The sequence below is a fragment of the Sphingobacterium sp. UBA5789 genome, assembly GCF_002418355.1.
Taxonomy (GTDB): domain Bacteria; phylum Bacteroidota; class Bacteroidia; order Sphingobacteriales; family Sphingobacteriaceae; genus Sphingobacterium.
Map to the genome: position 1 here is coordinate 339,488 of NZ_DIDX01000007.1, position 21,115 is coordinate 360,602.

At 39.3% G+C, this 21,115-nt stretch carries 22 protein-coding genes and 2 tRNA genes; 9 read left to right on the forward strand and 15 right to left on the reverse strand.

Annotated elements, in window-relative coordinates:
• The first annotated feature begins 52 nt into the window (after window positions 1-52).
• Window positions 53-868, forward strand: coding sequence for a 3-methyl-2-oxobutanoate hydroxymethyltransferase (panB, locus tag B4B65_RS18785; RefSeq protein ID WP_201678541.1), 816 nt, complete (start codon window positions 53-55; stop codon window positions 866-868).
• A gap of 19 nt (window positions 869-887) precedes the next feature.
• Window positions 888-1,490, forward strand: a complete 603-nt coding sequence (locus tag B4B65_RS18790; protein ID WP_293917856.1) for a hypothetical protein — start codon at window positions 888-890, stop codon at window positions 1,488-1,490.
• Window positions 1,491-1,573: 83 nt separating this feature from the next.
• Here the strand turns inward: B4B65_RS18790 and obgE are convergent, their stop codons facing one another.
• The 4 genes from obgE to B4B65_RS18810 all read right to left on the reverse strand — a co-directional run bounded on the left by obgE (window position 1,574) and on the right by B4B65_RS18810 (window position 3,599).
• Window positions 1,574-2,572 (reverse strand): GTPase ObgE, encoded by a 999-nt coding sequence (gene obgE, locus B4B65_RS18795; protein WP_201678539.1) that lies wholly within the window; start codon window positions 2,570-2,572, stop codon window positions 1,574-1,576.
• Window positions 2,573-2,618: 46 nt separating this feature from the next.
• A complete protein-coding gene (locus B4B65_RS18800; RefSeq protein ID WP_201678538.1) occupies window positions 2,619-3,188 on the reverse strand; it encodes an adenylate kinase in 570 nt (189 codons plus the stop codon).
• Between the two features lie 64 nt (window positions 3,189-3,252).
• Window positions 3,253-3,326, reverse strand: a tRNA-Arg gene (locus B4B65_RS18805).
• A 199-nt stretch (window positions 3,327-3,525) separates the two neighbouring features.
• Window positions 3,526-3,599: transfer RNA gene (locus B4B65_RS18810), tRNA-Arg, on the reverse strand.
• Between the two features lie 183 nt (window positions 3,600-3,782).
• On the opposite strand from B4B65_RS18810, the gene B4B65_RS18815 reads away from it, so the two are divergent.
• Complete coding sequence (locus tag B4B65_RS18815) at window positions 3,783-4,619, forward strand: alpha/beta fold hydrolase (RefSeq protein WP_293917859.1); 837 nt, start codon at window positions 3,783-3,785, stop codon at window positions 4,617-4,619.
• Here B4B65_RS18815 and B4B65_RS18820 read toward each other — a convergent pair.
• Complete coding sequence (locus tag B4B65_RS18820) at window positions 4,605-5,399, reverse strand: patatin-like phospholipase family protein (protein WP_293917861.1); 795 nt, start codon at window positions 5,397-5,399, stop codon at window positions 4,605-4,607. The two genes, B4B65_RS18815 and B4B65_RS18820, sit on opposite strands and share 15 nt — an antisense overlap.
• A 124-nt stretch (window positions 5,400-5,523) precedes the next feature.
• Between B4B65_RS18820 and B4B65_RS18825 the strand changes: the two genes are divergently transcribed.
• Both B4B65_RS18825 and B4B65_RS18830 read left to right on the forward strand, forming a co-directional pair.
• Entirely contained in the window at window positions 5,524-6,123 is a 600-nt protein-coding gene (locus B4B65_RS18825; RefSeq protein ID WP_293917863.1) for a TetR/AcrR family transcriptional regulator, read from the forward strand.
• Between the two features lie 8 nt (window positions 6,124-6,131).
• A complete protein-coding gene (locus B4B65_RS18830; RefSeq protein ID WP_201678534.1) occupies window positions 6,132-6,764 on the forward strand; it encodes a nitroreductase family protein in 633 nt (210 codons plus the stop codon).
• Between the two features lie 94 nt (window positions 6,765-6,858).
• Here the strand turns inward: B4B65_RS18830 and B4B65_RS18835 are convergent, their stop codons facing one another.
• Window positions 6,859-8,289, reverse strand: a complete 1,431-nt coding sequence (locus tag B4B65_RS18835; protein WP_293917866.1) for a Gfo/Idh/MocA family oxidoreductase — start codon at window positions 8,287-8,289, stop codon at window positions 6,859-6,861.
• Window positions 8,290-8,465: 176 nt separating this feature from the next.
• On the opposite strand from B4B65_RS18835, the gene B4B65_RS18840 reads away from it, so the two are divergent.
• On the forward strand, window positions 8,466-9,857 hold the full coding sequence (locus B4B65_RS18840; protein ID WP_293917868.1) for a 3-keto-disaccharide hydrolase: 1,392 nt from the start codon (window positions 8,466-8,468) through the stop codon (window positions 9,855-9,857).
• 55 nt (window positions 9,858-9,912) lie between these two features.
• On the opposite strand, the gene B4B65_RS18845 is transcribed toward B4B65_RS18840, so the two are convergent.
• The 4 genes from B4B65_RS18845 to B4B65_RS18860 form a co-directional block, all read right to left on the reverse strand.
• Complete coding sequence (locus B4B65_RS18845; RefSeq protein WP_236581917.1) at window positions 9,913-10,836, reverse strand: PKD domain-containing protein; 924 nt, start codon at window positions 10,834-10,836, stop codon at window positions 9,913-9,915.
• Between the two features lie 128 nt (window positions 10,837-10,964).
• Complete coding sequence (locus B4B65_RS18850) at window positions 10,965-11,636, reverse strand: head GIN domain-containing protein (RefSeq protein ID WP_293917870.1); 672 nt, start codon at window positions 11,634-11,636, stop codon at window positions 10,965-10,967.
• Window positions 11,637-11,828: 192 nt separating this feature from the next.
• A complete protein-coding gene (locus B4B65_RS18855; RefSeq protein WP_201678529.1) occupies window positions 11,829-12,326 on the reverse strand; it encodes a hypothetical protein in 498 nt (165 codons plus the stop codon).
• 144 nt (window positions 12,327-12,470) lie between these two features.
• Window positions 12,471-13,604 (reverse strand): serine hydrolase domain-containing protein, encoded by a 1,134-nt coding sequence (locus B4B65_RS18860; RefSeq protein WP_293917874.1) that lies wholly within the window; start codon window positions 13,602-13,604, stop codon window positions 12,471-12,473.
• Between the two features lie 79 nt (window positions 13,605-13,683).
• On the opposite strand from B4B65_RS18860, the gene B4B65_RS18865 reads away from it, so the two are divergent.
• Window positions 13,684-14,262, forward strand: a complete 579-nt coding sequence (locus B4B65_RS18865) for an O-methyltransferase (protein ID WP_293917876.1) — start codon at window positions 13,684-13,686, stop codon at window positions 14,260-14,262.
• A gap of 43 nt (window positions 14,263-14,305) precedes the next feature.
• Here B4B65_RS18865 and B4B65_RS18870 read toward each other — a convergent pair whose 3' ends face one another.
• From B4B65_RS18870 to B4B65_RS18880, 3 genes are all read right to left on the reverse strand, one after another.
• The gene (locus B4B65_RS18870; RefSeq protein ID WP_313271040.1) at window positions 14,306-14,974 is read right to left on the reverse strand and encodes a sterol desaturase family protein; all 669 of its coding nucleotides are present in this window, start codon (window positions 14,972-14,974) and stop codon (window positions 14,306-14,308) included.
• Window positions 14,975-15,253: 279 nt separating this feature from the next.
• Window positions 15,254-15,982 (reverse strand): DUF3307 domain-containing protein, encoded by a 729-nt coding sequence (locus B4B65_RS18875; RefSeq protein WP_293917877.1) that lies wholly within the window; start codon window positions 15,980-15,982, stop codon window positions 15,254-15,256.
• On the reverse strand, window positions 15,964-16,587 hold the full coding sequence (locus tag B4B65_RS18880; RefSeq protein WP_201678525.1) for a hypothetical protein: 624 nt from the start codon (window positions 16,585-16,587) through the stop codon (window positions 15,964-15,966). The genes B4B65_RS18875 and B4B65_RS18880 overlap by 19 nt, the downstream gene beginning before the upstream one ends.
• A 166-nt stretch (window positions 16,588-16,753) precedes the next feature.
• Here B4B65_RS18880 and B4B65_RS18885 point away from each other — a divergent pair, with 166 nt between their 5' ends.
• Together B4B65_RS18885 and B4B65_RS18890 are read left to right on the forward strand one after the other, a co-directional pair.
• Window positions 16,754-17,344, forward strand: a complete 591-nt coding sequence (locus B4B65_RS18885) for a YceI family protein (protein WP_201678524.1) — start codon at window positions 16,754-16,756, stop codon at window positions 17,342-17,344.
• A gap of 162 nt (window positions 17,345-17,506) precedes the next feature.
• Window positions 17,507-18,391: a PPK2 family polyphosphate kinase gene (locus B4B65_RS18890; protein ID WP_293917881.1), complete on the forward strand. Its 885-nt coding sequence runs from the start codon at window positions 17,507-17,509 to the stop codon at window positions 18,389-18,391.
• Between the two features lie 33 nt (window positions 18,392-18,424).
• Here B4B65_RS18890 and B4B65_RS18895 read toward each other — a convergent pair whose 3' ends face one another.
• A complete protein-coding gene (locus tag B4B65_RS18895) occupies window positions 18,425-19,213 on the reverse strand; it encodes an SDR family oxidoreductase (protein ID WP_293917883.1) in 789 nt (262 codons plus the stop codon).
• Between the two features lie 18 nt (window positions 19,214-19,231).
• The gene (locus B4B65_RS18900) at window positions 19,232-21,106 is read right to left on the reverse strand and encodes an Nramp family divalent metal transporter (RefSeq protein WP_293917885.1); all 1,875 of its coding nucleotides are present in this window, start codon (window positions 21,104-21,106) and stop codon (window positions 19,232-19,234) included.
• Window positions 21,107-21,115 lie beyond the last annotated feature (9 nt).

Below are 21,115 nucleotides of genomic sequence, written 5' to 3' on the forward strand. Positions count from 1 at the left end.
ACATAGTTTTGCTTAAAATTTCTATACTTTTGTTTCTTCAACAAACGAAGACATGTCTGTAAACAAAGAAATTACACGAATCACGACTTCTACCATTCAGGAATTGAAGAACCGTAAAGAGAAAATTGCGATGCTGACCGGCTATGATTATTCCATAGCACGTGCACTGGATGAGGGAGGAGTTGAAATCATTTTAGTTGGCGATTCTGCTGCTAATGTATTTGCCGGTTACGAAACTACATTGCCGATGACACTGGACAACATGATTTATCATGCTTCTGCGGTAGTAAGGGGTACAAAGCGTGCGATGGTTGTCGTAGATCTACCTTTCGGAGCTTATCAGGGCGATATCAACGACGCTTATAAGGCTGCTGTTCGCGTCATGAAAGAATCCGGAGCACATGCACTTAAACTGGAGGGTGGTGTAGAAATAATCGAAAATATCCGTAAAATAGTTGAGACGGGAATCCCGGTTTGCGGGCATCTGGGACTTACGCCACAGTCTATTTACAAATTCGGAAATTTTGGTGTAAGAGCTAAAGAGGAAGCGGAAGCAGAAAAATTAAAAACAGATGCATTAGCGCTTCAGGAAGCAGGTTGTTTTGCTGTTGTATTGGAAAAAATACCAGCCAAACTGGCGGCAGAAGTATCGGCTTCTTTACATATTCCTACTATAGGCATCGGAGCAGGAAACGGATGTGACGGTCAGGTATTGGTCGTAAATGATATGCTGGGATTAACAAAAGGTTTTAAACCTAAGTTTTTACGTCAGTATCTTAATTTGTATGAGGAAATGACGAAAGCCTTTGGACAATATGTCGCTGATGTCAAATCTGTAAATTACCCGAACGAAAACGAACAATATTAATTATACTATTTAAGCAAAGATGTTCAAATTTCTGATCATACTCGGATTGATAGGACTGGTGATCTACTTTATTTCACGTAAACTATCCGGCTTAACAGCCTCTCCTTCCGGTGCCATCAGAAAGGGGCAGTTTCTGCTTATGCATACACCTACAGCTTTGATTACGAAGGTTTCAAAGAAAACATTTGTCAATGTAGGCATTGGTATCATTTTGTTACTTATTGTCATATTGCTGGCTGTTAAGATCAAAATACTATTGTTTCTGCTGCCTATCAGTTTTTATATGATCGGACAACTTTTTGTACTGACCAACCATGTCAAGGCTGCGCGAAATCAACAAATCTGGTTTGATCCTCAACAGGAAGAAGTTATTGTCGAAAGCGTGAATAAACAGACTATACGATTCAAGCTCATGACTGATGTCAAGGCAGTTCAACAGGTAGAAGCAGTACAGCATACAAACGGAGTAGTATTTGGTTATTACCGCATGAAAACTACAGCCGGTATTGTAGAAATACCCTATCTGGTTATGAAAAACGAATCCGTTGATCAGAGCTTTACAAAAGCAGTGCATAAACACTTCTCCCCTTCTGTACAGAAAAGATTATTCCCGATTATGTAAATACAGCTATCGTGAAGAAGAAAAAAATAAGGGTTCATTTTAATTAAAATGAACCCTTATTTTTTATGTTGATGAATCAGCAATTATGAATTGATTGCTTTCCAGATCATATCTTTTAGTTGAAGAATATTTTTACCGGTAATAGATGAGATAAAAATATAAGGAATATTATCCGGCACCTGAGCCTTCATTTCATTTTCCAGTTCTTCATCCAGCATATCAGATTTAGTAATCGCCAGTAATTTGGGCTTATCCATCAATTCAGGATTATAAGCTGTCAATTCCTTCAAAAGAATATTATATTCTTCAGCAATTGTGCGGTCTGTATCTGCAGGAACCATAAAAAGCAAAACTGAATTTCGCTCTATATGGCGTAAAAAACGGTATCCTAATCCTTTACCTTCCGAAGCTCCTTCGATAATTCCGGGAATATCGGCCATTACAAAAGATTTATTATCTCTGTAGCTTACAATCCCCAGATTGGGCACCAATGTAGTAAAAGGATAATTTGCAATTTCGGGTTTTGCAGCTGACACTACCGATAGCAATGTTGATTTACCTGCATTCGGGAATCCTACCAGTCCTACATCGGCCAGGACTTTGAGTTCCAGAATTACCCATTGCTCCATTCCCGGTCTTCCCGGTTGAGAAAATCTTGGTGTCTGCTGTGTTGCAGACTTAAAATGCCAGTTCCCCAATCCACCGATACCACCTGCTGTCAGAATTTTTGTTTCACCATCTTCTGTGATATCAAACAAGACTTCACCTGTCTCAGCGTCACGTGCGATAGTACCGAGTGGCACTTCCAGTATTTCATCTTTCCCGTTAGCTCCGGAGCGCAATGCGCTACCTCCCGGATCTCCGTTGGATGCAATAATATGTTTTCTGTATTTCAGGTGGAGCAGTGTCCACAACTGACTTGTTCCTTTGAGTATAATATGCCCTCCACGGCCGCCATCACCTCCATCAGGACCACCTTTGGCAGTATGTTTATCCCGATGCAAATGCGCTGAACCAGCACCACCATGACCTGATCGGCAACACACTTTCACATAATCTACAAAATTTGATCCCTGAGCCATTTATTATACTTCGTTAAGCTAAAAAAGAAAAAATACTAATAAACTATTAGTATTGGTCAATAATTTGGGTCAGTTCCCCAAAAATAGAGTCAATATCTCCGATTCCGTTTACCTTAGAAAGCTTACTTTGAGCTTCATAATAAGGTAATACAAGAATAGTTTTTTCGAAATACTCTTCTATGCGTTTTGTCAGTTTATCTGCCGCATCATCTGCACGTCCTGAAATCTCTTGTCTCTTAGCGATACGCGCTTTTAATTCATCTTCGTTGACATCCAGTGCAATTACTCCTGTGATAGAAGAATTGTTAGATTCAAGGAAGTTGTCCAAAGCCTCAGCCTGCGCTACAGTGCGCGGAAATCCATCAAAAATAAATCCTTTTGCATTCGGATTTTTTTGAATTTCTTCTTCCAGCATTGCTATCGTTACGGAGTCAGGCACTAAGTTGCCATCTGCGATGATCTGACTAACCTGTTGGCCTAATGTTGTCTGGTCTTTGATATGAGCACGGAAAAGATCACCTGTTGAGATATGCACCAATTGGTATTTATCAATAAGCTTTTGTGATTGAGTGCCTTTGCCCGCACCTGGAGGACCGAATAAAACAAGGTTTAGCATAGTTGTAATTCCGTAAAAAATAAAAGCCTAATCTTGTTTTTGATTAGGCTTGGAGTTTAACAAGTGCGCTCAAAGGGAGTCGAACCCCTAACCTCCTGATCCGTAGTCAGGTGCTCTATCCAATTAAGCTATGAGCGCGGCAACCAACACTTCCCGACTTTATGCCTGTTCTGTTTTGGTGATGCAAATATAGGGAAATTCCATCTTCACACAAATTTTTTTTCATTTTAAAGTAGAAGACTCCGTCAATTGATAAGAATTACCATAATAATCCAATTGTTACATATCTGCTAAAAACTAAGGAGATGAAAGAGAGAGGAATGGTAGATAAAATGTGTGCGCTCAAAGGGAGTCGAACCCCTAACCTCCTGATCCGTAGTCAGGTGCTCTATCCAATTAAGCTATGAGCGCAGTTCCTTTGTGTCCCGGGGAAAACCCCCGTTTTGTTTTGGTGATGCAAATATCGTTACTTTTATCTTATTTCCAAATAAAAATATTCATTTTTAGTATCTGCAGGAATATAATTCTAATTATCTTATTGATTTTATTATATTTATGTTGAAATATTTTTTTCATAATATACATTCCCCATACATGACAGAGCGAAACTTTAAGAGCAGCAAGATCCGAATTGGTGATATCAGTATCTCATACTATATTAAACCAGCACTAACATCAGAATCATCCGAGACTATTATTTTTATCCATGGATTTCCTTTTAATAAGAAAACCTGGAAAGCTCAGCTTGAGAGTTTAGCAGACAACGTAACCGGAATCGCTGTAGATGTACGCGGGCATGGCAATACCACCGCAGGACATGGTTTTTTCAGTATAGATGTTTTTGCAAAAGACCTTGTCGTATTTATTAAAAAGTTAGATATCGAACAGGTGACTTTATGCGGTATATCCATGGGCGGATATATTGCACTAAGAGCACAGCAGTTAATCCCAAACCGAATAAAAGGTCTGATCCTGTGTGATACGCACGCAAGAGCTGATGATAACAAAGGGAAACAAAAAAGATTTGATTCCATTCAGGCTATTTTACAATATGGAAGAAGACCATTTGCAATAGGTTTTGTTGAAAACGTCTTCTATAAAGATACCATCCATAACAATCCTGAAGCTGTAGAATTGATTAAAAGCAGTATCCGCCGTAACAGTATAAGCAGTATATGCGCGACACAACTTGCATTAGCCAGTCGTACGGACACTCGTGATACGCTGGGGGCCATTGATATTCCAACACTCCTCATCAGAGGGGCAAATGATACGATCACTCCAAAAGAACTCATGGAGGAATTAGAAACAGCTATTCCACAGGCTTCCTATGTAGAACTTGAACTTGCAGGACATCTTCCAAATCTGGAGCAACCTGAGCGATTCAACAGTCTGCTCCATGAATTTTTGAGAAATTTACAAATCAGATAAAGCATTTTCGGTCAGCAAAGCTCCCTTTTCGATCAGATACTCGGAGCGGTCGTAGTCCCATAGTCCTGAAATATTATGGGGTATGGTGACTACATAATCCGGCTTGTACAAAGCAATGCTTTGTGCAGCCAGCTGCCGTCTCATTGCGTAATAAGCATGCGTTAGTACACCTATTGAATTTACTTTTTCAGGCTTATTTTTTGTCTGTGCAAATTCGGGGTCAGGCTGTCCGTCCAGATTTACAGCAACTACCAGATTATGCTTGTGTTGCACATGATTAATGGGTAAAGGATTAAGTACACCGCCATCTACCAGAAACTGTTCATCAATACTAACAGCTGTAAATACAGCGGGAATTGCTATAGAAGCACGTATAGCATCGTACATACTACCGGTCCGAAATATGACATCCTGCTCTTTTTTTAGATCAGTTGCCACTGCTGTATAACGTATGGGCAAATCTTCAATATTTATATCCGGCACAATCTGTTTGATCGCCTCAAAGATGCGTATACCCTTCATGACACCTGAACCAAAGTAAGTGAAATCCATAAGTCTGAAAATTTCACGTTTACTAAGGGTCTTCAGCCAATCCTGAAAATCGGATAGTTTCTGCTGTGCATACACCCCTCCTACTAACGAACCGATGGAACAACCAACAATCTCATCTATCGTATACCCTTTGGCTTCCAGTGCATGGATAACCCCAATCTCTGCAATCCCTCTGGCACCTCCACTTCCCAGAACCAAAGAAACATGTTTTTTCCTTGCTGCATTCATAACGCTAAAAATACAATATTTAAGCAGAAAGAAATTGTCATTAAAAAGTCTAAAAACAATAAAGTGTTTAAACATTTAAAAATCATTGTTACTTTTGCTAACACTGTTAACTAAATGTTTAGACATGGGAATTTCAGAACGAAGATTTCGGGAACAAGAACAACTGAAACAGCTTATCATAGAGCAGTCATGGAGTATTGTAACGGAGGAAGGATGGCCAGCACTCTCTCTACGTAAGATTGCGGATGCTATTGAATACAGCGTACCTGTTATCTATAAGCACTTTAGCAGTAAAGATGACCTGATCGAATATTTTACGAAAGAGGGATTCCGTTTACTGGCCGGGGAGCTTGCTTCTGCTATCAGTCAGGACGATACAGCTGAATCAAAAATCCGCCATATTGCTGAAGCTTACTGGTCCTTTGCTTTTACACATCAGAAGTATTATGAGATCATGTTTGGTCTGGGTATACCGACATGTGAAGCTATACAGACTGTACAGGAGAAAAGAAAAACTTCAGAAATCTTATTGACAGTCATAGAAGAGGCTATTTTGCAGAGTAAACGCACTGACACCGATAAGTATTTAAAAATGAAAACTTTTTGGTCTATTATGCATGGCCTTGTTGCTATTGAATTATTATCATCCAATCAAAAATCAATCGAACCATCTGCAATACTAAAAGATGCTGTGGATGGATATATCAAATCATTAATTAATTAAACAAAAAGATGAGTTTATTAGAACATTTAAACTGGAGATACGCTACAAAAAAAATGAACGGACAAAAGGTAGCACAGGAAAAAGTAGATTACATTATCGAAGCAGCACGCCTTGCTCCTACTTCTTCGGGTTTGCAACCGTACAAAATCATTGCGATCTCTGATCCGGAACTGAAAGCAAAGATCCAGCCTATAGCCTACAATCAATCTCAGATTGTAGATGCTTCGCATTTATTGATATTCGCTGCTTATGATGAGTATACAAAGCAACGTGTCGATGAGGTATTTACACAACAGGAAGTTGAGCGGGGATTACCTACAGGATTTGCAGATGACTATAAAAATCAATTGTTCAGTTCGCTTTCCGCACGTGAACAACAGCAACAATTTGAGCATGCTGCGCGTCAGGCTTATATTGGATTTGGTCTTGCTATTGCTGCTGCTGCAGAACAAAAAGTGGATGCGACTCCAATGGAAGGATTTGTCAATGAGCAATTGGATGATTTATTAGAGTTGAAAAAATACGGTCTTAAATCTGTTACTATCCTGGCATTGGGATACCGTGACACTGAAAATGACTGGTTGGTAAATATGAAAAAAGTAAGAAAAGAGGTGAAGGACTTTGTGATCAGTCTGGATTAATACTTTATTCAATTACAAAGTAAAGGCGTTCTTTTATCAAAGAACGCCTTTACTATTCTATAAAATCAGGGAATAAACAGTTTATCCTGACGTATTAGATTTTATAATATTGTTCCCATCCTTTTCTTGGCGGAGGTCCGGCAAGTAAACTATTAGCAACCTTATTGTTTGTGATTTTTTTGCTTTTACGGTCAAATTCCAGTTTTGTTCCCAATTTCTGAGCCAATACTCCCAAACAGAAGACCTGGCTTAACGGTCCTGCTATATCAAAAGAAGATCTTGTCTTTTCTTCGCCTTTACAGCTGCGTATAAAATTAAGGAAATGATTGGATGGACTCGGAGGTACTTCCGGAAGTTTTCCGGCCATCGCCAGTGCCTTTTCCTCCGGAATAATAGATAGCGTACTACCGTGTGATCCACCTTTGAAGGTGAGATTTTTACTATAGATAATCTTACCCGGATTAAGTTTTGCAGGTTCAATTTTACCCGTTGTCGGAGGAGGAATATTTGGATCTAATCCGGATACGCCATATCCTTCCGGTATTGGTGGCAGATTGTTGACACCATCGTACCAGGTAATATCCAGTGCCGGCATATCTCCCCGCTTAGGAAAGCGGAATGCCAGTGTAGTGGACATCGGAAAGAAAAAGTCATTATGACCATCCAGATTAACAGGATTCACCTCATAAGGCAATCCCAGATCCAGAAACTCATGTGCTGTATCCAGTATATGTGCACCCCAGTCTCCCAAAGCGCCCATTCCGAAATCAAACCAGCATCTCCATTGCCCGTTGACAAAATCCTTATTAAAATCATGTCCCTGAGTTGCCATCTGCCACAATTCCCAATCCAATGTTGAAGGCGTTGGTTCTTTGGGTGGAAACGATTTGATATTTGTATCCCAGGTATGCCAGCGTCTCGGAGCATTCATATGTGCGGTGATTGCTGTTACATCTTTAATAATTCCGGCTTCCTTCCAGGCTTTAAATTGAAAATAATTAGCTTCCGAATGTCCCTGATTACCCATTTGTGTTACAACCTTGTTAAACCTGGCAGCCTTTTTCATCATTAATTCTACTTCCTGAAAGGTTCTTGCCATGGGTTTTTCTACATACACATGCTTTCCAAGGTCTATAGCCATCATCGTTATCGGAAAATGAGAAAAATCAGGAACCCCTATGGACACTGCATCGATCTGATTACTCATTTTATCAAATAATTGTCTGAAATCCTGAAAACGGGGTACATCAGGAAATTGCTGAAGAATAGGAAGCGTATGCGGAGCACCCATGTCTACATCGCACAGAGCAACAATATTAACAAGTCCTGTCTTGTAAAGATCCTGAATAATATCTGCTCCTCTGTTTCCAATACCAATACAGGCCAGATTAATCCGTTCATTAGGTCCCGCTAATTTTACAGGTGCCGAAGCCGCTAAAAAAGATGGTAAAGCTATCGTAGCTCCCGATAACAGCAGACTATTGCGCAAAAAAGCCCGTCTGGAAAAAGAGTTTGTATTTTTCATGATTTAAGATTACAAGTTTATAATTAAGAGTTTGTCCAGGTTTACAGAGACAAAAATTAAATTTACCCCTCTAATTTAATTACTTTTTGTTAATTTTACATAAAAACCAAAATAAAATTAACAATTTTATAACGCCAAAATAAACTTTTTAAAAGGTATCACAACCCTAAACTATTATGACACACGCAAAATTAAGTTCTATTTCAAAAGTTCTGCTCGCTACAGGATGTCTGCTTGCATCCACCACATTTATCACACAGGCTCAGCAAAATAAAGTTACTCCCATTTTCGACGGTAAAACTCTTGCCGGTTGGAAAACTGTCGGAGGTAAAGCTCCCTATATCGTAGAGAATGGTGTTATCGTAGGTACGATGACAAAGAAAACACCTAATTCATTTCTAGTAACTGAAAAAGAGTATGGCGACTTCATACTGGAACTGGAGGTTAAACTTGAAGGTGACAATACCAATTCCGGCATACAGATCAGAAGCCACATTGACCCGCAGGCCAATGACGGGCGCGGCCGTATGTATGGCAAGCAGGTTGAAGTGGATCCAACCGCAAGAGCCTGGACAGGAGGCATCTATGATGAAGCGCGAAGAGGCTGGCTTTATCCGCTGGATCTCAATCAAAACGCTAAAAAAGCATTCCGTAAGAATGAGTATAATGCCATTCGTATTGAAGCGATCGGTGATGAAGTGAGAACCTGGGTAAATGGCATCCCTACAGCAGCTGTCATCGACACCATCGATCAGACTGGCTATATAGGTCTGCAGGTACATAATATCGCAGATGCAGATGACGGCAAAAAAGTATATTTTAAAAATGTCCGGATTCAGACAGAAAATCTAAAAGCTAAAGCATTTCCAAAAGATATCTATATTACAAACCTACACCTCAACCAGCTTTCGCAGTCAGAGCAAAAAAACGGTTATAAGTTATTATTTGACGGGAAGAGCACAGCGGGATGGCATAGCGCACGAGGCAAAGAATTTCCTTCAAAAGGCTGGGAGATCAAAAACGGTAATATTTCCGTACTGCCGTCTACAGGCGGTGAGTCTACAAATGGAGGTGACATTGTTACTGATGCGCAGTATAAGGCCTTTGACTTGTCTTTTCAGTTCAAGCTTTCTCCGGGAGCTAACAGCGGAGTCAAATATTTTGTCACTCTTAACGAACAAACATCAGGCTCAGCTATAGGTTTAGAATATCAGGTGCTGGATGATAAAGAACATCCTGATGCTAAACTGGGAAAAGACGGAAACCGTACGCTTGCTTCACTTTACGATCTGATCACTTCCAAAAAGAATGCAAGGGCTGTAAAACAAATAGGAGAATGGAACACGGGACGCGTCGTTGTTTATCCCGACAATCGGGTTGAACATTACCTCAACGGTGAACTTATGGTATCTTATGTGAGAGGTTCTAAAGAGTATCTGGATCTGGTAGCAGGAAGTAAATACAAAGACTGGAAAAACTTTGGTCAGGCGCCACAGGGACATATCCTTTTGCAGGATCATGGCAACAATGTCTCTTTTCGATCTATTAAAATAAAAGAGCTGAAGTAAAAAATACACTTACATTCCATAGACCTGCGACTGAACTCAGGTTTATGGAATGTTTCTATTTATGTTGTGTCACAATCAAAGATTGATAACAAGTAGAATTCGGCACTCTCATCAGAAGTATATTATCAATCTTCACTCCACCTCCAAACGTGAGTCCTATACAATAGCTGTAGATATCTTGTTGCTTGATTGCACCACCACTTTTGATAGTTACTCCTGTACGTTCATTTTTACAAAAAAACTTACTTAAAATATAGCTGTATCTCACATTGAAATCTCCTCCATCAGCAATAGCCTGCAATTGTGCTTTCAGATCATCTACTGCAACTTTCTGCACCTGATTTTCGGCTGCCAGACTATCCAGACTATCTGTTTTGGCTCCATCTATTTCTATGGTATGATAGGTATAAGATAAGGTTTTGTCCGATTTAACTTTTACACGATACCTTCCCGGTTTGGAATAGGTATATTGCGCAACCTTGCCGATAACATCGACCTTACCGCTTTCACCAAACTGCCACTGATAGATTTCTCCCGGACCATCTACTTCCAGCCTTACCTCTTTTAGAATAGTTCCCGTTGATGGACCTGATACCTGTAAAACGCTGTCTACGACTTTAGCTACAGAATCTTTTACCGTTACAAAAAATTGTTCGTGTAGATTGTCATTGACGACCAGACGTACGACATAAGTTCCGGCTGATTTATATCTGTATTTACCATCCTGCTGAGTAGACACATCGCCATTTCCAAAATCCCAGTGCCATTTTTGTGCACCAACTGTATTATCGATATAGATCAGATCCTGATTGAGTGTCATATCCTGATTAAAGACCTTGGCTCTGATTTTTTTTTCAGGTTCCATAAAGATCTTCATAACAAATACCGTAAGCGCAACCAATAGCACTGCTCCTACTGCACTAATGATCAGGTAGCTCTTAATATTAAATTTGTCATCAGAAGATTCTTCTCTTGTCACTATTTTACCTCCCTCAAAGGTTATAATAAGCAATAATACAGCTTATCTGCGAATATTATATGATCAGAACAGGGATCACATGCTTTATATTTAAACAAACGAACAGTTATCCGGATTGAATTGTAGTATTACTTGTATTCTATAGTTCCGCCCGCGAGTTTTTTCTCGTTACGCTGAGCCGGATTGCCATATACATGAATGATACCTCCAGCCCTTACCTGTGAATCAATAGTTTGCTTTACATTTACTTCGCATTTTCCCCCACCATTCACCGTAACTTTTGCATTTTCTGAGACCAGGGATCGTCCTTCATAATTACCTCCGAATGTCAACTGAACTTCCTGGCGTGGTGATTTGCCGCCCGCCTGTACAGTACCTCCTTTACTCGCACTGACTTTGATTTCCTGACCTGATACATTCAGACTTAACAACCCTCCTTCTGAAGCCGACAGATTTAGCATATTCCGGCTTAGAGCCTGATCATCATTTACCTTCACACTCGCCCCCTTCTTTGCGGTCAATTCACTGATATCATTTCCATACACTTTAATATGTATTCCCTCTCCATTCATCATGTTTAATGTATTCATTTTAAGCCGTAGTGTTCCATTCTTCTGAATGACATCTACTTCATTAGACGGATTTCCTGAAATAACTACTTTATATGTACTGCTGTTAATCAGTTCAACACTGATCTTATCCGTAACTTCTACTTTAGCAAAAGGACCGACTTCTCTCGTTTGCGCCATACCCACTTTGGCCAACATAAACAAAAGGCCGATTACGATTATTTTTTTCATGTTTCTGTAATTTAAATTCTGTAGAATAATGATCTAAATGAATATTGCATTTGTTATTATTCGACTACTTTACGGTAAAGATAATACACTGCATATTATTCCATTCAATACGTTTGAATATAGCAAATAGTACTCCAAAAAGTATGTTTTGAAACAATTTTACGATAGGTAAACAGAAAATCAGAATTACGTTTATCTTCCCAATAGAGCCAACTCTTCATTGGTGTACATATTGGCTCCTTTTAAATAATTAAAGATCAATTGCTTTACGTCATTATCCTTCATTTTATAGAGGTTATTCATGACAAAATCCTTGTCTGTCTCTATATTATCATGGTAATTGAGAAACTTGGGAATATAAAACTGTATACACAACCGGATAAAACGTAATTCAATATTTTGTGGATTTTTCTTAATTACATCTTCCAGCACCTTTCTTCCTCCTTTAAAATAACTCATTTTTTTGAAAGGATTGCCCGTGTGATTAGCCATAAACATATGATATGCGGCATAATAGCCCAACTCTTCAGGAGATTTGGCATTCTTTTTCAACATCTCCAGATGGTTCTTACAAAGATCTTCATTTTTAACACCTTTATTGAAATCTTTTCTCACCTGATCCAAATCCACTTTCTGGGCATACGCCGACTTTGCAACGATCAATAAAGCTATTAAAATGAGTTTATGCATAATAGTTATAATTTACGTTATTAAATACGATATCATTTCTGCGTAACGCAGAATTTTAACAATATTAAGATATTGATATTTTCTAAAAGTTACGCCAGTGTAAATGTTAAATTCAAATTTCGCGCCAATCAGCGGAGTACAGGCCTATTTAATAAAATCCTGATATAACACATTTACAATTTCCTTTAACATCATGTTAAATCCTGATGTTTCGGATAGCCTGCACCCATTTGTAATAACGACAAAACCATATTTATGTTTTGGATTAAAGAACATGGTGCTGTATAATCCGTATGCTGAACCTGTATGTCCCGTAAGATGTACCTGAGGGATAAGACTATCTGTACTCCAAAGTGCCAGACCGTAATTTTCCTCATCACTACGTTTTGTCTGCATGGCTACTGCACTACGTTTGCTTATTATTTTTTTGCCGTTGCCACGTCCGTAATTCATGTGCATGATCATATACCGTGCAAGATCTCTTGCTGAAATTTTCATACCCCCGGTCGGTGAAAACAAAGGAGTGGAATGTCCCAACTCATAGCTACTTATTTCTTCGCTGCGCGGATTATACGCTGCAGGTTGTGGCACAAATTTGGCATCTTCATTAGCGTATAGTGTCGCAAATCTGGAACGATCCAGAGCATCAACATAATAACCTCCGTACAGATCCAACGGACGCAAGATGTGTTCTGCTACATACTTATCAAAACGCTGACCTGATATTCTCTCAATTATAGCGCCAACCATATTAAAATTGAGATTACAATATTGATAGCCTTTACCGGGAGCATACGCATTGTAACTATCCGACCAGTTTTTATTCTTTTGCGGATTGATGACATCCAGATCGAAATATCCGTTGTTATCATTGATTCCTGATGTATGTGACAACAACATTTCCAATGTTATAATCTGCTCCGGAAATCGGGGATTACGTACAGGAAAACCGATCAACTGACTGCAGTCATCCTTTAAGGACAAATGACCGGCCTCAATAAGTTGCATAACAGCAGTAGCTGAAAATGATTTTGAGATAGAAGCGATTCTAAACAATGTAGAGTCATTCAGGACATGGTGGGTATCCCGATCCTGATATCCATAATTGTTTGTGAACACAATCTTATTATCTTTCACAACGACTGCGGCCACTCCTACTGCCTGATATTTTTCAGCAATCTGCTGAATAGATTTGGCCGTTATGGAATGCTGGGCGTAAATACTTGCTGAAGAAAAGATAAAAAGCAGAGGTAAGATAATTTTTTGAATATCAGACATAGGGTTTGGGTTATAATCTCATCTAATTTACATATTTTTATATATCTGATCCATTTTATGCTAACCATAGGCTAAAAATATGTTAAACTCTGAAACCTATTCCTATCCGGATAAATTCACGGATATCCTTCTTCGAACGCGCAATTCCGGCTTCAATATGGCCAGTGATATTCATACCGGCTCTTTATTAAAGACGCTCGCTGCCTCCAAACCGAATGCCCGTTTTTTAGAACTTGGGACAGGTACAGGCTTATCTACTTCCTGGCTGTTATCCGGCATGGATGAACGTTCTGCATTGCTGTCTGTGGATCATGATCCGGCTTTTTTAACAATCGCGCAGGAATATCTGTCTTCAGATCCTCGTCTTACATTAGTACAACAGGACGCCGGAGAATGGCTCCTTGAGAATAAAGAATTAAAATTTGATTTTATTTTTGCGGATACCTGGCACGGAAAATTTCTGGAACTGGAAACATGTCTTGCTATGCTGGATAAAGGAGGCATTTACTTTATAGATGACCTCTTACCGCAGCCCAACTGGCCGGATGGACATGACCAAAAGGTTCGTCATCTGATTCGTGACCTGGACAACCGGGCTGATCTCAGCCTTGCACGTCTTCACTGGTCTACTGGTGTGATCGTTGCTGTGAAAAGATAAAAAAGAACGGTAATGTTTTTTTGCATTACCGTTCTTTTCTACTTTACGAAAGTTGTTCCTTTTCTGTTTGTTGCTTTTCCTTTTCTTTTTTCTCTTCAAACCCGGAGTCAAACACGACATCCCATACAGCAGAACTTACTCCGAATCCTTTTTCAGGATCCTGATAATGGTGTAACATATGATGTTGTTTGATACGCTTCATAATACCACTTTTGAAATTGGCATGATGCATAGCATAATGAGATTCGTCATAGATAAGGTAACCAATCATAAAACCAGCAAAGAATGCAGCTAATATAAATTGATTACTAAAAAATAAGCTGAACATAAAATAAACCAGTGTTGCCAATGGAATACTTGCTGACAACGGCATGACCAGACGAAGACGATCTTTAGGATAATCGTGGTGAATACCATGAAAAATCCAATGAACACGTTTTAAAAGCTTTCCTTTTGGATGATAATGAAAAACCCAGCGATGCAGGGCATACTCAAAAATAGTCCAGAAAGCGAGCCCGAAAACAAAATACCCGATATACATCCATACACCCATTTCACCCGGCCCCAGGGCCTTCCATGAAAAATAAATGATTACGGGAAGATAAAATATAATCGGTACAGAATAGTGAACCTTAGTCAATGATTCCAAAAAATCATTCTTAAACATTCGTGTGGATTCCGTAGAATTTGATATGTAATTTTTCTTTGCCATTTCCTTTTTGATAAGAATCTAAACACTAAAATTTGAACAACAAAGCTACAATTCTGACTTTATAATGAAAATCATCAAAAAGTCAGATTGTCTGCTTAATCTGCAAATATAAAGATTTATTTAAAACAAATTACCGAAGTAAGCTGTATTTGGGAATTATATAATAGAATGGCAAAATTAAATAATATCGTTTAACGGCATCCTGAGTATAACAAGCAAGAATCTGTCAGATGCAGGGAATCAATTTTAAGAAGGCTATTTTTGTCCGTAAATAAGATATTATACCATTCTTAGCAGCCATTTGATCAAAAAGCCAATTCCTATAGCCATCACAAAACTGGCCAATGTACCTACGAGTACATACTCTGTGAATTTTTTATCTTTTGCATTGGCTAAATCTCCAAATCTGAAAATTGACTTCGCTGCTAACAGAAAGCCTATTCCTTCTAAAAAATTAATATTTACAAAAAACACAATAAGAAGACGCTCAAGCACTCCTATAATCCATCCTGCATCGATCAATGAATCTTGCCTTTGGGCATTGACCTCGGCAGATTGATTCCATTTGCTGAAAAAGACACGAAGTACGATAGGAGAAACAAATGCGGTCAACAAAAATCCAATCAGAAGTATCTGTGTCTGTACAGACCATATTGCAGATATAAAACTCTCCGGAATACCATAGTGACATCCAAGTACAGCTGCAAGTACTGTCAAATGGAGTAGCTGATCAATGCTGAACAGTAATAATGGGTTGCTGTTCATTTTACGTTCCAGAGAAACCTTAAGGCTGTCAATTGCAAGGTGAGACAACACAATCACAGCTATTGCCGGCCACCAGTGTGATAAATCTCTAACAAAAAACAAGAATAATAATGCCGCATGAACACCTACATGATAAAAAATGTAACGGATGTGATGCGCTCTTCCATCCACCCATTTTTTTGGCTGGAAGACAAAATCGCCCAATATATGAGCTACAAGTAAGATCAGTCCTGTATATAACATTTTTTAAGTATTTGTTCCGTACAATAATCGATGACACGATTTATTTTAGAATATCCTGCTTTGTTGAGTTCTGTACTTACCTGACTTTGATATTTCCGGTTCAACACTGCAGCAAGTTCATGTTGGTTCATACCCGGATGCAGAAGGCTTACAGCAACTGCTTCAGCCATATTTTCGGTCCACCTTCCTGCAATTTCCATACTTAATTGCAGCATCAGCTCTATCCCTTCATCCAGATCAGACCAGGGACTTCTAATGGCTACCGTTTCTTTCTTCAGCGTATCAAATCGTTCTCCGGCAAATAAAAATGCGTCCCCCGCTGATGTCCTCACATGTGCATCCTGATAATCGACCGTTCCGATACCCATAGTCATCCGTACATCCAGATTTTTCAGGCTCTTAATCTTCGCTTTAATATAAAAAAGATGATGTATAGCCTGTTCTAATTCTACCTCTGCCTGAAAACTATCTCCTCTGTAAATATCATAACGGCTACTGATATGCTTCAATGCATCATCCAGAACCGGCATCCATATCGCTGCATCCACTTTTCTTGAATCTATCAAATCTCCTGTTATAACCGCTATTAACTTCTTGTCTTTCATAATATTACTACCACTATCAACAAATATAGTGATAAATACAAATATCACTATATATAATGATTATTTTATTTTAAAAACAAATCATTAGGATATTTGATTTTAATTAAAGACATTTGCATACTTTCAAAAAATATATGTTATAACACTTATTTAAATATCAATTATCATGAAAAAACTATTTCCTCTTTTCATTGCATTATTTGCCGCAATGAACGTTACAGTTGCTCAGGTGAAATGGGCTGTAGACCCTGCACACACTAATGTACGTTTTACAGTTGAACATTTAGGTATCAGCTTTGTTGACGGAGAATTTAACTCATTTGAAGGTTCTGTCGATGCACCTACAAAAACGGGATTTGAGAATGCAAAGGTCGATTTCAAAATCAATGTAAACAGTATCGATACACGTATCGAAGCCAGAGACAAGCATTTGAAATCTGATGATTTCTTCAATGCAGAGAAATATCCTACTATTACATTGAAATCGGTATCCTTAAAGAAAGATAAAGCCGGCAAGTTAAAACTAGAAGCTGATCTTACTATTCGTGATGTCACTAAACGCGTTATTTTTGATGTAAAACAAAATGGTCAGAACATTACGGATCCATGGGGTAAAACACGCGCAGGTTTTACAGCTACTACTAAAATAAACCGTCTGGATTACGGGATCAAATACAATGACAAACTTCCTTCAGGAGTAGCTGCTGTAGGTTCGGATGTAACGATCACAGTGAATACTGAACTGGTACAACAATAATCCTTTCTGCTCCTTATTATAAAAAGTCTTTACTCCTGACGGGTAAAGACTTTTTTGTTTACCAAAACTTATAGAAAAACCATCTTAACGATTTAAACTATTTGCTACAACCCTCAACGTTTATGAACAAAATTTAATATTTTTATAAGAAACGTCAATAATATGAGCCCGAAAACGAATTATTCCAAAAGGCTTCAGGCCTCTAAAAATTTCAAGATCAGTGATCATTCCACAGATATTTCAGAAGAAATTAGTGTAGATGAGGCGACAGCCAAATTAAAAGATGTACGCAAAAAGCTCAGCAAATTACAGGATGTCATGTATGCTCATGATAAGTATAATGTATTGGTATGTCTGCAGGGTATGGATACTGCAGGAAAAGACAGTCTGATAAGGGAAGTATTTGCAAAGTTCAACGTAAGAGGTGTGGATGTACAAAGTTTCAAGACTCCTTCGGAAAAAGAACATCAGCATGACTATCTGTGGAGACATTATATCGCATTACCTGAAAAGGGGAAATTCGGGGTATTCAACCGTACACATTATGAAAATGTACTGGTGACACGTGTGCATCCCTCCTATTTGTTAAGTGAAAATATTCCGGACATCCGGGAAGAAAAGGATGTGACGAACGAACTATGGCAGAAACGCTATGAACAAATCAATAACTTTGAGAATCATCTTATTGAGAACGGCACTATACTTTTCAAATTTTTCCTAAACCTTAGCAAGGATGAACAGAAAAACAGACTATTGAGAAGATTGGAAAAAGAAAAACACCAATGGAAATTCTCACCCGGTGATCTCTCAGAACGCCAGCTATGGGATAAGTACATGGAATACTATGAAGAGGCAATACAGCACACTTCTAAAAAGAAAACCCCCTGGTATATCATTCCGTCTGATTGTAAAGAAACAGCCCGTTATCTGGTCGCACAGATTATGCTGGAAACATTAGAACAGTACACCGATATCAAATACCCTGAGTTAAGTGAAGAAATTCAGGGACATATAAAGAAATATAAGAATCAACTCGAAAGCGAGTAAGTATATGGGGAGACAGATGACAGGAGCTGTTGGCTACAACATTCCTGTCATTAATCCTCCGTCCAGCTGAATGGCTGTCCCTGTCAGATAAGCGGCATGATCTGACGCTAAAAAAGCAACCAGCGAGGCATATTCTTCAGGCTTACCCAGTCGTTTCATTGGAATAGCATCTATTCTTTTGGCTTTTACTTCTTCAAAGCTTAACTGCATCTTCCCGGCCTGAGTCTCCATGAGGCTATTTAACCTATCGGTATCAAAATAACCGGTCAAAACTGTATTTACCGTAATTTGCTGAGCTGCAACTGCTCTCGAAAGCGATTTACTCCAGCTTACCAGCGCCGTACGCATTGTATTTGAAAGTACAAGTGTATCCTGAGGTTCTTTCACAGTCATGGAAGAAACGTTAATGATGCGTCCAAACTGATTCTTTTCCATATGGGGTAATGCCTGAAGTGTGGTATACACCGCATACTGGAATAACAAATCGAAAGCCTGCTGATAATCCTCTGTTACTTTATCCTTAATTCCTCCTGCAGAGGGGCCGTTAGTATTATTGACCAGAATATCTGTTTTTCTGGTGGAGAAGAAGGCAGCAATCTTTTCTTTTGCCTGATCAAATAAACTGAAATCTACAACCAGGTGATCATGCTGTTGTCCCTGAGTAGTATCGAGTATCTCCTGCACTGCTTTTAATTTTTCTTCATTGCGTGCGACAAGAATCACACTGGCTCCACACTCGGCCAATGCAATTGCGATGGCTTTACCGATACCGGAGGTGCTTCCCCCTACCATAGCTGTTTTTCCAATCAGTGATATTTTCATAGTCCTTTGTTTATAATATTATTGTGCAATAAAGACAGGAATCTTAACTGCATGCCGCAGCTTATTTACGGTTTCTCCAAATACAAAATCTTTTACTCCTGTATGTCCGTGGCTTCCTACAATAAGGAGATCACTATCGTGTGCCAGACAAATATCTGCAATAGCTTTTACCCGGTTGTTATAACCTAATTCATATTCCACAGCATATCCTTTATCTTTAAAGAATTCCACGTACTTCATCAGGCGTTCCAGATCTTTCCGGGATTCATAATCTCCGGATTCACCTCCGGTATATTTCACGGATGCACTTTCTACAATATGCACCAGTACAAAACGGGTACTCTTATCGGATAACTGCAAAGCATACTCTACGACTTTGGTATCTGAGAAGGAGAAATCCAGCGCGACCACAATATGATGAAAAGGATTAACTTCTCTAAACACGAGTTCCTCAAACGGAGGATGTACCTCTACTGTTGTAGGTCTGCGTTTATGCCATATCGGATAGAAGAATGTCATCAGTAATAATACGGCTAATCCTATACTTCCGGAGATAAGAGCAATGGTCCACCAGATATTATCCAGTTCGTCAATCCATCCCTTTACTTCTTCATAGACCAGCTGAAAATTGAGTACAGCTATAATTATTGCAATGGTCCATGCCATTATACGCACATAGGGCTTGATTACAAATTCGCCCATCTTTTTCCGGTCACTCACAAAATGAATCAGCGGTACGACTGCAAACGCCAGCTGCATACTTAATAATACCTGACTAAAGATCAGCAATGATCCGACTTGTCCTTCTCCTGCAATCAGGATAACCAGTACAGCCGGAACAATAGCCAGCAATCTGGTGATAATACGTCTGAGCACGGGACTGATCCGCAACCGCAGGTATCCTTCCATTACAATCTGTCCGGCAAGCGTACCTGTCACCGTAGAACTCTGCCCTGCCAGAATAAGTGCAACTGCAAATAATTTAGATGCCCATTCGGTACCTAATGTAGTTCCCAAAAGATGATAAGCATCTTCCAGATCAGCTACCTGATGCATACCGTTTTTATGGAATACCGCAGCTGCAAGAATCAATATGGCTGCATTAACGAAGAAAGCCAGATTAAGGGCAATAGCACTATCGAAAAAATTATACTTTAAGGCTTTCTTGATAGACAGGCTGTCCCTCGGAATCTTGCGGGTCTGTACAAGGGCTGAATGCAGATAGAGGTTATGCGGCATTACTGTAGCTCCGATAATACCTATACTGATATATAGTGCTGCGCTGTTTGGAATAGAGGGTATAAATCCCTTTGCAACTTCTGTAAAATCCGGCTTGGCAAAAAACATTTCTACCATAAAACACATCCCGATCATAGATATCAGCCCGATAATGAACAGCTCCATCTTACGCATCCCCAGTTTCTGCAGATACAGCAACAGAAAGGTATCTGCAAAGCTGATCAACACTCCCCATAGCAGATCGATACCAAAAAGCAAATTAAGACCTATTGCCATCCCCAGTACTTCCGCCAGATCACATGCTGCAATAGCAATTTCTGCCAGTACATAGAGTGCAAAATTCATTCTTTTTGGGTAAGTCTCTCGATTACACTGCGCAAGATCCTTTCCGCGGACGATTCCGAGTCTTGCACACAGACTCTGCAGCAATAAGGCCATGATATTACTCATCAGTAAGACCCAAATCAGCGTATATCCAAACTGGCTTCCGCCGGCCAGATCTGTAGCCCAGTTACCGGGGTCCATATATCCGACACTGATCAGATAAGCCGGACCGAAAAAACTAAGAACTCGTTTCCATTTGGTTTTGCCTTTTGTCACGTCCACACTTTCGTGGATATCGGCTAAAGATTTATGTTGCGGATCATCATGCATAGTGTCAGT